This window comes from Pantoea folii, from assembly GCF_056678875.1.
Genome location: NZ_JBWXON010000006.1, coordinates 221088 through 233634 on the forward strand (window position 1 = coordinate 221088; position 12547 = coordinate 233634).

The following is a 12547-nucleotide window of genomic DNA, read 5'->3' on the forward strand; positions in this document are numbered from 1 at the left end:
CAGGCTTACGCCGTGCGTTGTTTTCCGCTATGGTATGGCGCTATCAGTGTGCCGCTTTTCAGGTGGCCGCAGCCGGTTTCTATAATCATCGAAACATCAAGCATTAAGGAGTTAAGCTATGGCCGTAACTAAGCTGGTTCTGGTGCGACACGGCGAAAGCCAGTGGAACCAGGAAAACCGCTTCACCGGATGGTATGACGTGGATCTCTCAGACAAAGGTCGCACTGAAGCCAAAGCAGCCGGTCAACTGCTGAAGAAAGAAGGTTTCGTGTTTGATTTCGCTTATACCTCCGTGCTGAAACGTGCCATCCACACCCTGTGGAACGTGCTGGATGAGCTGGATCAGGCGTGGCTGCCGGTTGAGAAAACCTGGCGTCTGAACGAGCGTCACTACGGTGCGCTGCAGGGTCTGGATAAAGCTGAAACCGCCGCCAAATACGGCGACGATCAGGTAAAACAGTGGCGTCGTGGCTTTGCCATCACCCCACCAGAACTGGATCGTGCGGATGAGCGTTTCCCGGGCCACGACCCACGTTACGCATCACTGACCGACGCACAGCTGCCAACCACCGAGAGCCTGGCACTGACCATCGAACGTGTTATTCCTTACTGGAATGAAAGCATTCTGCCGCGCATCAAAAGCGGTGAGAAAGTGATCATTGCAGCACACGGTAACTCACTGCGTGCGTTGGTAAAATACCTCGATAACCTGAGCGAAGATGAAATCCTCGAACTGAACATCCCAACTGGCGTGCCGTTGGTGTATGAGTTCGATGAGAACTTCAAACCGCTGAAGCGTTACTACCTGGGTGATGCCGACGAGATTGCCGCGAAAGCTGCAGCCGTGGCTAACCAGGGTAAAGCCAAGTAATTCCCGGCTTAAAAACAAAAAGGCCAGACGCGAGTCTGGCCTTTTTATTACGCGTTAAGCAATTAGCCGCGGCGTTGTTTGATCGCCTGCGCCAGTTGACGTAAGGCTTTCTCAGTGTCTTCCCAGCCGATGCAGGCATCGGTGACGCTCTGGCCGTAAACCAGCTCTTTACCGCTGTCGAGGCTCTGATTCCCTTCCACCAGATGGCTCTCGATCATCACGCCAGTAATCGCCTGCTCACCGCCCGCGATCTGCTGCGCCACATCATCAGCGACCACCATCTGACGCTGGAACTGCTTGCTGCTGTTGGCATGGCTAAAGTCGATCATCACCTGCGGACGCAAGCCCGCTTTCTCCAGACCGGTTTTCACCGCTGCCACGTGTTCAGCGCTGTAGTTCGGCTCTTTGCCGCCGCGCAGAATGATATGGCAATCTTCGTTACCGCTGGTTTCGACAATCGCCGAATGACCGAATTTGGTGACGGAGAGGAAGCAATGCGGCGCGCTGGCGGCACCAATCGCGTCGATGGCCACTTTGATGGTGCCATCGGTGCCGTTTTTGAAGCCGACCGGGCAAGATAAACCGGAAGAGAGTTCACGATGCACCTGGGATTCGGTGGTACGCGCACCAATCGCGCCCCAGCTCATCAAATCCGCCATGTACTGCGGGGTGATCATATCCAGGAATTCACCTGCCGCTGGCAGACCGATGTCGTTGATGTCCACCAGCAGCTTGCGCGCCAGACGCAGGCCATCGTTGATCTGGAAGCTGCCATCCATAAACGGATCGTTGATCAGCCCTTTCCAGCCCACCGTGGTACGCGGTTTTTCGAAATAAACACGCATGACCACTTCCAGCTCGCCTTTCAACTCGTCACGCAGCGTCAGCAGACGGCTCGCATACTCTTTAGCGGCTTCGGTATCGTGGATTGAGCAAGGACCGATCACCACCAGCAGACGATCGTCCTGACCGTGCAGAATGCGGTGAATCGCCTGACGTGCCTGAGCAACGGTTTCAGCGGCTTTATCGGTAGCGGGGAATTTTTCGAGCAAAGCAACAGGCGGTAATAATTCTTTGATTTCTCTGATGCGTAAATCGTCGTTCTGATAATCCATACATAATTCCATTCAAATTTCTGGCCCCGCGTTCGCCGGGCGCAACCCGTTAAATGTATCCCTTCAGGCTGCGAGTGTAAATTCCACGCTCGCGTAAATGCTTCTGTGAAATTTGCATTTATACGCCCATGAACTAAGCTTTATAAACGTAAGCACTGAGGAATGAGGTTCTTGCGCTATTTAATTTTTAAGCGAAGCGTTAACGATGGAATTATATTCCGTCACGGTACGTTATTTTCGTCACTCAGCACCAGTGGTGTTTGACGGCAACTCTCCATCGATTAAAGGAGCATAATGATGAATAAGTTTGCAATTATCTTTCTGACGGCAGCGATGACCCTGGGCAGCGGTGTAGCAATGGCTGCAGCGAATAATAATGGTGAAGCGAATGCCTCAGCGGAAGCTGGTGCGGCTGCAGGTGGCGCTAAACAGAATCTGCCACCGAATAATGTTGATAACAGCAAAATCAATAATGGCAGCACTAATACTAACAGCGCGGCGACTTCCGGCACTGATTCCAGCAATATGTCCGCTGAAGAAGTTCACAAAAATACCCTGTGTAAAGATGGTAAATGCCCGGATGTGAATAAAAAAGTTGAAACGAAGGAAGGTGGTGGAGACGTCAACAAGAAAACTGACGGCACTTCACAGTAATCTTTTTTAGTCACACAAAGGGAGAGCTTCGGCTCTCCCTTTGTATTTCCGCATCTGCTTTTCCGCTATGCTAAAACCATGAAATTCAGAGGAACTGTTTCATGGCTTCACTGCTGCTTATTGATGACCATCCGTTAGTTGAAGTCGCGCTGGAAGCGGCCTGCGTTCACTCCCCTATCCCGGTAAAACTGCACGCCGCCGCGACTGAAGCTGAAGCGCGCCAGCTTTTACAGCAGCATCAATTTGATCTTATTGTGCTCGATATCGGCCTGCCGGACAGCGATGGCCTCGAACTGTTGCGCCGTCTGCGCGCCCGCGATCCAGCTTGCCCGGTGTTGATCTATTCCGCTCAGCAGAATCGCCACACTTTGCTGAGTGCCGTGTCGCTCGGTGCGGCGGGCTATGTGGTAAAGAGCCAAAGCATGGCGCAATTGCTGAGTGCGATTCTGGCGGTGCTTGGCGGTCAGCAAGCGTTTCCACCGCTGCCCGAGCGTATCGAGCTGCCGCTCACCGAGAAAGAGCAGCAAATCGTCGCACTGCTGGTGCGCGGGCTGTCTAATTTGCAGATTGGTGAACAGTTGCATATCAGCAATAAAACCGTCAGCACCCACAAGAAAAACATTCTGGAGAAAACCGGCGTGCAGTCGGTGGTGGAGCTGGCCGAACTGTGGAAAGCCCAACAGTGAAAGTCATCTTGTGGCTGTGTCTGCTGTTGATCAGCTTAACGGCTCGCGCCGACTTACAGCCCGCCAGCAGCGTGATGCTCCCCGCCATGATGCCAGCACCGCATGTCGAGCCATGGCCGCAACCCACCTTACGCGTTGCCGTCCCGGCGCAAAACAGCGCGCCCTGGGCAATGCGCATTGGCGATCGTATCTGGGGAATTGATGCCGATTACCTTAGTGCACTGAGCCAACTCACTGGCACGCGCTTTAGCCTGCAAAGTTACGCCGATCGTTCGCAGCAGCTGGCGGCACTGGAACGCGGCGACGTCGATTTCGTGTTGAGCAACGAACATGCGCAGCTGCCGGAAAACATCCTGGTCAGCGACAGCTGGGTTAATAGCCCGATCCGCATTTACCGCAATCGTGATAATCAACGCGCGGTGATGTTTAACAGTGAAAATGCCCAGCTCACCATCGCGCAAGCCACACTGGCGCAACTGCCTGATGCCTTTGTGCAATACCATCGCTGGCATAGCCTGCCGGGCGATTTACAGGCGCTGTATGCACTGCTCAATCAGCAGAGTGACTATTTGGTGGCGGATGAAACCAGCGCCGGATTTCTGCTTAACCAGCTGCAGCAGGGACAGATTTACCAGATCACCGCCGATCCGGGGGCGGGTGAATTGTCGCTACGCGCACTGGCGCGCGATCCTGAGCTAATTCACTGGCTCAATACCCAGTTGCGCCTGCTGCCCGCAGAGTTCAGTAATCGCGTGCAACAGCGCTGGAGCCCGCCTTTGCTGCGCTATCAGGATACGCAAACGCTGATGCTGTCGGCTGCTGAGAAGCAATGGCTGTCCGCACAGAGCGAGATTCCTTATGCCGCAGAAGTGGATAACGCCCCCTGGAGCTATCGCGATGGCAACGGCAATGCGCGCGGCTTTGGTATTGATCTGCTTAATGCGTTAAGCCAAAGCACCGGGCTGCGTTTCACACCGCGCTGGGTGAGCAATCCCCAACAGGCGCAGACGCTGATGCAGCAACATCAGGTGATGCTGAATTTGCTACAACCCCTGAACGGCGACGATACCAGCAGCAACACATTGCCAGTGTGGCGCGCGATTTGGGGAATTTACACGCTTAATACGCAGCAGCCGATGAGCTGGCAATCCCTGCAACATCAGCGAGTGGGCGTACTGCGCGCCGATCTGGCGCAACGGCTGCTGCCTGAGAACATCACGCCCCAATTGTTCGATGACCGTGCGCATCTCTGGCAAGCCCTGAACAGCGGTCAGATTGATGCACTGGTGGATAATGTGCTGTCTGCACGCTGGCGCATGGCCAGCCACGCGGATAATCGTGTCCATTTAGCCTTTGCCGCCAGCGATGTTGCCTGGCCGCTGGCGCCTCAGGTGAGCCAGGATCAGCCGCAACTCCAGGCGCTGCTGGATCATGCACTGCAGCAGATCCCAGCTGATACGCTCAATCAGATGCGCACCAACTGGTCGCAGCCGCCCCAGCCAGGAACCACTATGGCGATGCGCAATGTGCCGCTGATGATTTTGATGGCGGCCGGGATGGTCATTTTGCTGCTGTTAGTGCTGCTGCTGCGCCGCTACCTGCAACAGCGGCGCGATCGCCTGCAGCGCCAGCAGGCAGAGCGCGCTAATGCCGCTAAAAGCCAGTTCCTTGCCACCGCCAGCCACGAGTTGCGTACGCCAATGCAGGCGATTCTCGGCCTGCTGGAACTGGAGCAACAGCAACACCCCAGCGAACGTCTGACGCTGATGTACAGCAGCGCGCGCTCGCTGATGGCGCTGCTGAACGATCTGCAAGACCATGCACGCATTGAGAATCAGAGTTTTCGCCTGGCACCGCATCCGCTCCATCTGGCAGATTGGCTGCAGCAACAGCAGCAGTTCTATCACCCTTTGATGCGTGAATCCGGTCCGGTGTTGTTGGTTGAGGCACTGACGCCGCTGCCGACACGGGTGATGCTGGATGGCGATCGCCTGCAGCAGGTGGTGAACAATCTGGTGGCCAATGCGCTGAAGTTCACGCGCAAGGGTGAAGTCAGGCTGTCGCTCGCCGTCACCGATCAGATTCAGTTAGCGGTCGCCGACAGCGGCAGCGGTATTCCACTCAGCGAACAGGCCCAGTTGTTTGAACCCTGGTATCAGGCACCGTCGGGCAAAAGCCACGCCGTGCAGGGTAGCGGCCTGGGGTTGTTTATCTGTCGTGAGATCGTGCAACGTATGGGCGGTCAGTTAACGCTGACCTCTGAACCGGACAAAGGCACTACGGTGGAGGTGCGATTACCGCTCGATATCTGTGAAGATACGCCCGCCGAGCGCCCTGCTGCCTGGCCGCGCTATCCGCATCTGCGGGTGGCGATTGTTGATGACCATCCCACCAATCTGTTGGTTTTGCAGCAACAACTGGCCCGATTCGCTATAACGGCCATGGTATTCGAAGAGGGGCGTAGCCTGTTGCGCGCCGATGCGCTTCAGCCGTTTGATGTGCTGTTGATTGACCAGATGATGCCGCGTCCGGATGGATTAACACTGCTGCGCATTTTACGCCGCCGCCAGCAGCGACGCAGCAAACCGGCACTGCGCGTACTCTGCTCCGCCGACGTGCAATTGCTGAAGGTAGCGTTGCAAGAAGACGAAGCGCTGTTGTTGAAACCGATTGAGCTGGATGATCTCGCGGCTCTGCTGACACGCACGGTGCGCGATCCTCTCCGACAACTGCCCGACAGTTTAATGATTCTGGCCCAGCACAATGAGGCCTTTATCCCGCGCATTTGCCAGACACTGCAACGCACCCTGCAGCAGGATCGCGATGCGCTACTGGCGGCCAGCGTCGAGCATGACTGGCCCGCTGTCGAGCGTGCCGCCCATCGCATGAAAGGCAGCTGGCTGTTACTCGGCATGGATGAGATGGCCGAACGTTGTCAGCAGCTCACCGATCAGGCAAAACAGCAGCGTCTGGACGATGATGCCCTCAATTTACTGATATCATTAACGAACAGGTTACTGGAACAACTGGAAAGTTATGGCACACACTCATTCTCACGGCGCGCATAACGGCAATCGTACGCGTCTGGCGGCGGCGTTTGGCGTCACCGCGCTGTTTATGATTGCCGAAGTGATTGGTGGCGTGGTATCGGGTTCGCTGGCGCTGCTGGCGGATGCCGGACATATGCTCACTGACGCCGCCGCGCTGTTGATGGCGCTACTGGCCGTGCAGTTTGCTGAGCGCAAACCCAGCGCCCGCCACACCTTTGGCTTACTGCGCCTCACCACACTTGCCGCCTTTGTGAATGCCATCGCGCTGCTGGTGATTACGGCACTGATTGTCTGGGAAGCGCTGCGCCGTTTCTATCAACCTCAGCCGGTGGCTGGCGGATTAATGCTGGGGATTGCGATTGCCGGTTTGCTGGCTAATCTGCTCTCTTTCTGGCTGTTACATCGTGGCAGTGAAGAAAAAAATCTCAACGTACGTGCGGCGGCGCTGCATGTGCTGGGCGATCTGCTCGGCTCCGTTGGCGCGATTGTTGCCGCTATCATTATCATGCTGACCGGCTGGACACCGATCGACCCGATCCTCTCACTGCTGGTTTCGCTATTGGTGGTACGCAGTGCCTGGTCGTTGCTGCGGGAAAGTCTGCATGAGCTGCTGGAAGGCGCACCGAGCGGGATTAACGTGGATAAACTGGCACGCGAGTTGACACGCAACATCGCGGAAGTGCGCAATGTGCATCATATACATGTGTGGCAGGTGGGAGAAAAGCCGGTGCTGACATTACATGTGCAGGTAATTCCACCTTACGATCATGACGGGCTGCTGGTGCGTATTCATCAGTATTTGCACGAACACTATCAGATTGCGCATGCCACTGTGCAGATGGAGTACCAGCCATGTACCGGTCATGATTGCGAACTCTGCGCGGAGCAGAGCTCGCATCATCACTCACATGAACATCTCACGCTGGATGGTCACGCCCATCACCATCACTGATTCGACAGCGCGCGCGACCCGTGTTCGCGCGCACTTTGCATCCACAAGCGGGAACCGTTAAGCGCGATCAACGTCAGAATCGCGTATTCCAGCGACATCGCATACACGCCCTGACGCGCAAAGATCATCACGCTAATCACGTTAATCACCACCCACAGTAGCCAGTTCTCGACGTATTTCCGCGTCATCAGAATCATCGCCACAATCGACAGCACCATCATGCAGGAATCCCAGAACGGGAAGGCATCCGGCTGCAGTTGAGGCATCGTCACGTTCAGGCCGAGACTCTGCATGATACCCACGGCGATTTTGGTCAGAAACGCGAACACCGGATCGATATACAGCGTCATCAGCGCAATGGCGATGACGCACGCCGCGCCCCAGCCAAGCGCCTTCGGCAACGGCAGCCAGCGAATTTTCAGTGCGGCTTCATTGGCGGTGTTTTGTCGACTCCACGCGTACCAGCCGTAAACATTGGCGACAAAGAAGAACAGCTGCAGCAGTAAGCTGGCATACAGCTGAATCTGGAAGAAGATCACCGCAAACAGCGTGACGTTAATCAGCCCGAAGAAGTAGTTGATGATCTTTTCCTGGCTGGCGAGCCAGATACACAGCAGACCCGCAATGGTGCCCACCGCCTCGATCCATGACAGGTCGTAGCCACCCACGCCAATTGGAATGTGAACCAAAATATTTTGTGTGCTGAAGAAGTCCATGATCTGCACCTGTGTGAAAGCCGCCTTACGCGTTCCCTTTCACCTTGAGTTTGAGTTGTGCTGCAAAGTCTAGCATGCGGTTAAGCGGTATCAATGCGGCTTCGCGCAGCGCATCATCGACATGGATTTCATGCTCGCTGCCGCCGTGCTCCAGCCCTTCGGCAATGGCTTTCAGGCCATTCATCGCCATCCACGGACAGTGCGCGCAGCTGCGACAGGTCGCGCCCTCACCTGCCGTCGGCGCTTCCAGCAGTTCTTTGTCCGGCACCGCCTGTTGCATTTTATAGAAGATGCCGCGATCGGTGGCGACGATCATTTGCGGATGCGGCAGGGTTTTCGCCGCCTGAATCAGCTGGCTGGTGGAGCCCACGGCATCCGCCAGATCGACGATCGCCTGCGGGGATTCCGGATGCACGAGGATCGCTGCATCAGGATAGAGCGTTTTCATGCGCTGCAGGGCCTGAGTTTTGAACTCGTCATGCACGATGCACGCGCCCTGCCAGCACAGCACGTCCGCTTTGGTCTGTTGGGTGACGTAACGGCCGAGATGGCGATCCGGTGCCCAGATAATTTTCTCACCGAGGCTGTCGAGATGTTCAATCAGCTCCACCGCAATACTGGAGGTGACAACCCAATCTGCGCGCGCTTTCACCGCGGCTGAGGTGTTGGCGTACACCACCACGGTACGGTCCGGATGTTCGTCACAGAAGCGATTGAACTCCTCAATCGGGCAGCCAAGATCGAGTGAACACTCTGCATGCAGCGTCGGCATCAACACGGTTTTTTCCGGGCTGAGAATTTTGGCGGTTTCACCCATAAAACGCACGCCCGCCACCAGCAGCGTTTTTGCCGGATGGGTGCTGCCGAAGCGCGCCATTTCCAGTGAGTCCGAGACGCAGCCGCCGGTCTCTTCCGCCAGCGCCTGAATTTCAGGATCGGTGTAGTAATGCGCGACCAGCACCGCATCACGCTCTTTTAATAAGCGTTTGATTTCAGAGATGTAGTGGGATTTTTCATCCTGGCTGAGACGCGCCGGTTTCGGCGGAAAGGGATAAATCGCGCTTTCAGGATCGAACATCAGACTCATGACACGGCTCTCGTTTTCTCAATTTAACAAAACCGCCTGTTACAGCGATGATGCGGCATCAAAACCGCTATCGTGTTTTATATGCTAAACACGATAGCGGAATTGCGCGAGAGTGTCGTCTCTTTTTTATGCGGTTTACAAGCCACCTAACGATTTCTGCGGGTTTTCCAGTTCCAGCAAGAACGCTTTGACCGCCAGACCGCCTGCGAAGCCAGTGAGCTTACCGTTGCTGCCAATCACCCGATGGCAGGGCGCCATGATCGATAGAGGATTTTTACCGTTGGCCGCCCCCACCGCGCGCATGGCTTTTGGGTTGCCAATCTGTTCCGCGATTTGCTGATAGCTGCGGGTTTCACCAAACGGAATCGTCAGCAGCGCTTGCCAGACTTTTTTCTGGAATTCAGTGCCAACCGTGTCGTAAGGGATGTCGAATTGCTGACGCTCTCCGGCGAAGTATTCACGCAGCTGACGCTCGGCCTCACACAGAATGGGATGCTGATCGTTGCGGCTGATGGGCTTCAGTGGCACGCGTTGCGAGCCTTCGTTTTCCCACAGAATCGCTGACAACCCGTTATCGGTCGCGATCAACGTCAGTTCACCAACCGGCGTTGGGATGATTTTGGCATGATACATAAGACACCTCCGGCATAAATCAGTGTGTCATTATCGCACTTCCGCCGCGATAAACTGGCTGTTTTCGGTCATGAGCATAAACTGGTTAGCTGTCCGAAAGCAGCGAGTTTTGCTCAGCCACTTGCGCGACGATACCCAAAATAGTGCAAGGCGCAGGAAGGCGGCAAACGAGTGACAAACCGATCAGTCGATTTGCACAGCGCTTGTGCTGGCCCGAAGGGGGAACCTTCTTTAGGAGGTTCATCTTCTCTATGAGCTGACTTGAGTCAGTGATTCAGGGGAACGAGCGCAACCAACGCTTCTGAGCTTTGAATTCTGGAAGGTATATGCGGTTTATTTGCTGGAGACGATGATGTTTGATCCCGAGATTGCATACCAGGCGCTGACCTCGCGCGACAGTCGTTTCGATGGCGTGTTCTTTGTCGGCGTGACCTCAACCGGCATTTACTGTCGGCCCATTTGCCCGGTGAAAGCGCCGATGCAGAAGAACTGCCTGTTTTTTGGCAGCGCTGAAGCCGCCGAAAAAGCGCATTTCAGGCCCTGCCTGCGCTGCCGTCCTGAGTTAGCGCCGGGCTTCGCACCGGTCGATAGTCATCATCGCATCGCCGACCGGTTGATTCGTCGCATCGAAGAGGGCCTGCTGGAAGAGCAAGAGACACTGGTCGACATCGCCGGCGAGTTTGACCTGAGTGAGCGCCAGCTTCGCCGCGTGATCCAGCAGGAGTTGGGCGTGTCACCACTGGAGTTGCGCCAAACTCGTCGCATGCTGCTGGCGAAGCAACTCCTGACGGAGACTTCATTACCCGTTACCGAAATCGCCTACGCCAGCGGCTTTCGCAGTTTGCGCCGCTTTAATGATGTATTTCAGGCACGTTACCGTATGACGCCTTCGCGCCTGCGCAAACAGAGTCAACCAGAGAGCATGACCACGGTGCAGGAGAGCGCTGAGCTGCGTTTGAGTTATCGCCCACCTTACGACTGGGATGCCATTCTGGATTTTCTTCAGCAGCGTGTGATGAAAGAGGCAGAGTGGGTCAATGATGGTGCTTATCACCGCACCGTGGCGCTGGGGAACTGTCGGGGCTGGGTACGCGTCAGCCATTTGCCGGAGAAGCAGGCACTCAAGGTGCAGTTCACTACTACCTTAACCCCGGTTTTGCCTGCCCTGCTGCGTCGCCTGCGCGACCTATTTGATCTCGATGCCCAACCACAGCGCATCAGCGAGCAGCTAAGCCAGGATCCGCTATTAGCTGACAGTCTGACACGTTATCCGGGATTGCGCGTTCCTGGGGCGTTTGACGGCTTTGAGTTGGGGGTGCGCGCAATTCTTGGCCAGCAGGTGACGGTTAAGGCTGCGACCACCTTGAGCAGTCGTGTGGCGCAGCGTTTCGGCGAGCCTCTCGTTACGCCATGGCCGGAACTTTCTCGCCTGCCACCGACTGCGGAATCGCTCGCTACCGCAACCATTGATGATATTGCCAGCCTCGGTATTGTGAGCGCTCGCTCTCAGGCGATTCAGGCGCTGGCACAGGCGTGTGCCTCCGGTGCGCTGCGCTTTAATGGCGCGGTGAATCCTGACGTGGTTCAGCAGCAGCTGCTGGCATTGAAAGGCGTAGGGCCATGGACGGCGAGTTATATTGCCATGCGCGCCCTGCGCTGGCCGGATGCGTTCCCTAAAGAGGATATTGCGATTCGTAATAATCTTGGTGGGGTAAGCGCCAAAGTGGCAGAGCAGTTATCGCAGGTCTGGCGGCCGTGGCGCAGTTATGCGGTGTTGCATATCTGGAAGAGTTTGACGCCTGATAAATCGGCTGACAAAAAGAAAAAGGCATGACTGTGCGTACGTTTTGGGAATGGGGTCATCTGTCGTGCATTCTAGCTGCTAGTAAACAACGACAGAGCGTTCCAGTCGGCAATAAGGGGCGGTTGCGTAAAGACGCCGTGAATACATCCCTGTAGGCTCTGGTGGCGCATCCCTGCGCCACAAGCTTTACTTCACCGCCCCTTATTGCCGCCTTCATGGCACATCTCTGCGGTTTTTTAAAAGCATTAACCAAAGCCACACAAGTCCGGCAAGGCGGGAGCGGAAGAGCGAAGCGTCCGAGCCATGGATGGCGAGGCCGATCCACAGGGATGTGAGATTCCTTCGCGATACGTCCCGCCTTGACGGGCTGACGCACAGACCCACAGCAATCCCACCAAACAATTAGATATTAATGAGCACACAGTCTCATCCAAACAGGTACGCGCTTTTACAAAGCAGCAACCAAGTCACAAAAGCCAGTCAAGGCGGGAGCGGAAGAGCGAAGCGTCCGAGCCATGGATGGCGAGGCCGATCCACAGGGATGTGAGATTCCTTCGCGATCCGTCCCGCCTTGACGGGCTGACGCACGGGCTCACAGCAATCCCAGCTAACTTCTTTGAGAAACGCAGAAAAGCAAAAAGGCGCCTTTAGGGCGCCTTTCTACATAGTGGTGGGTCGTGCAGGATTCGAACCTGCGACCAATTGATTAAAAGTCAACTGCTCTACCAACTGAGCTAACGACCCGCTCGAGGAGCGGCTTACAACTTTAAACTTGATGGTGGGTCGTGCAGGATTCGAACCTGCGACCAATTGATTAAAAGTCAACTGCTCTACCAACTGAGCTAACGACCCATCAAGGTTGTAAAGCTTCTGAAGAAAACATCTAACATTCAGCAGGTTAAGATGGTGGGTCGTGCAGGATTCGAACCTGCGACCAATTGATTAAAAGTCAACTGCTCTACCAACTGAGCTAACGACC

Annotated in this window: 10 protein-coding genes and 2 tRNA genes; 6 read left to right on the forward strand and 6 right to left on the reverse strand. The window is 55.6% G+C overall.

Translation table 11 applies throughout. From position 1 onward, the window contains the following. Positions 1-118: 118 nt before the first annotated feature. Complete coding sequence (gene gpmA, locus AC1MDE_RS09980) at positions 119-871, forward strand: 2,3-diphosphoglycerate-dependent phosphoglycerate mutase (RefSeq protein WP_034821185.1); 753 nt, start codon at positions 119-121, stop codon at positions 869-871. Between the two features lie 62 nt (positions 872-933). Here the strand turns inward: gpmA and aroG are convergent, their stop codons facing one another. Then, a complete protein-coding gene (gene aroG / locus AC1MDE_RS09985) occupies positions 934-1986 on the reverse strand; it encodes a 3-deoxy-7-phosphoheptulonate synthase AroG (protein WP_034821187.1) in 1053 nt (350 codons plus the stop codon). A gap of 294 nt (positions 1987-2280) precedes the next feature. Between aroG and AC1MDE_RS09990 the strand changes: the two genes are divergently transcribed. From AC1MDE_RS09990 to zitB, 4 genes are all read left to right on the forward strand, one after another. Beyond that, positions 2281-2640, forward strand: a complete 360-nt coding sequence (locus AC1MDE_RS09990; RefSeq protein WP_058962371.1) for a YbgS-like family protein — start codon at positions 2281-2283, stop codon at positions 2638-2640. Between the two features lie 101 nt (positions 2641-2741). Continuing rightward, on the forward strand, positions 2742-3326 hold the full coding sequence (locus AC1MDE_RS09995; protein ID WP_479398127.1) for a response regulator: 585 nt from the start codon (positions 2742-2744) through the stop codon (positions 3324-3326). Further along, a complete protein-coding gene (locus AC1MDE_RS10000; RefSeq protein WP_479414696.1) occupies positions 3308-6394 on the forward strand; it encodes a hybrid sensor histidine kinase/response regulator in 3087 nt (1028 codons plus the stop codon). The genes AC1MDE_RS09995 and AC1MDE_RS10000 overlap by 19 nt, the downstream gene beginning before the upstream one ends. After that, complete coding sequence (gene zitB / locus AC1MDE_RS10005; RefSeq protein ID WP_480344526.1) at positions 6363-7328, forward strand: CDF family zinc transporter ZitB; 966 nt, start codon at positions 6363-6365, stop codon at positions 7326-7328. The genes AC1MDE_RS10000 and zitB overlap by 32 nt, the downstream gene beginning before the upstream one ends. Here the strand turns inward: zitB and pnuC are convergent. From pnuC to AC1MDE_RS10020, 3 genes are all read right to left on the reverse strand, one after another. Next, positions 7322-8044 carry a nicotinamide riboside transporter PnuC gene (pnuC, locus tag AC1MDE_RS10010; protein ID WP_034829177.1) on the reverse strand — a complete coding sequence of 241 codons (723 nt, stop codon included), beginning with the start codon at positions 8042-8044 and terminating at the stop codon, positions 7322-7324. The two genes, zitB and pnuC, sit on opposite strands and share 7 nt — an antisense overlap. 25 nt (positions 8045-8069) lie before the next feature. Next, positions 8070-9131, reverse strand: a complete 1062-nt coding sequence (gene nadA, locus AC1MDE_RS10015; protein WP_058962367.1) for a quinolinate synthase NadA — start codon at positions 9129-9131, stop codon at positions 8070-8072. A 135-nt stretch (positions 9132-9266) separates the two neighbouring features. After that, positions 9267-9764, reverse strand: coding sequence for a methylated-DNA--[protein]-cysteine S-methyltransferase (locus AC1MDE_RS10020; RefSeq protein WP_058962366.1), 498 nt, complete (start codon positions 9762-9764; stop codon positions 9267-9269). A gap of 352 nt (positions 9765-10116) precedes the next feature. On the opposite strand from AC1MDE_RS10020, the gene AC1MDE_RS10025 reads away from it, so the two are divergent. Beyond that, the gene (locus AC1MDE_RS10025) at positions 10117-11598 is read left to right on the forward strand and encodes an AlkA N-terminal domain-containing protein (protein WP_479399805.1); all 1482 of its coding nucleotides are present in this window, start codon (positions 10117-10119) and stop codon (positions 11596-11598) included. A 638-nt stretch (positions 11599-12236) separates the two neighbouring features. On the opposite strand, the gene AC1MDE_RS10030 is transcribed toward AC1MDE_RS10025, so the two are convergent. Together AC1MDE_RS10030 and AC1MDE_RS10035 are read right to left on the reverse strand one after the other, a co-directional pair. Beyond that, positions 12237-12312, reverse strand: a tRNA-Lys gene (locus AC1MDE_RS10030). Positions 12313-12344: 32 nt separating this feature from the next. After that, positions 12345-12420: transfer RNA gene (locus AC1MDE_RS10035), tRNA-Lys, on the reverse strand. Positions 12421-12547: the final 127 nt, after the last annotated feature.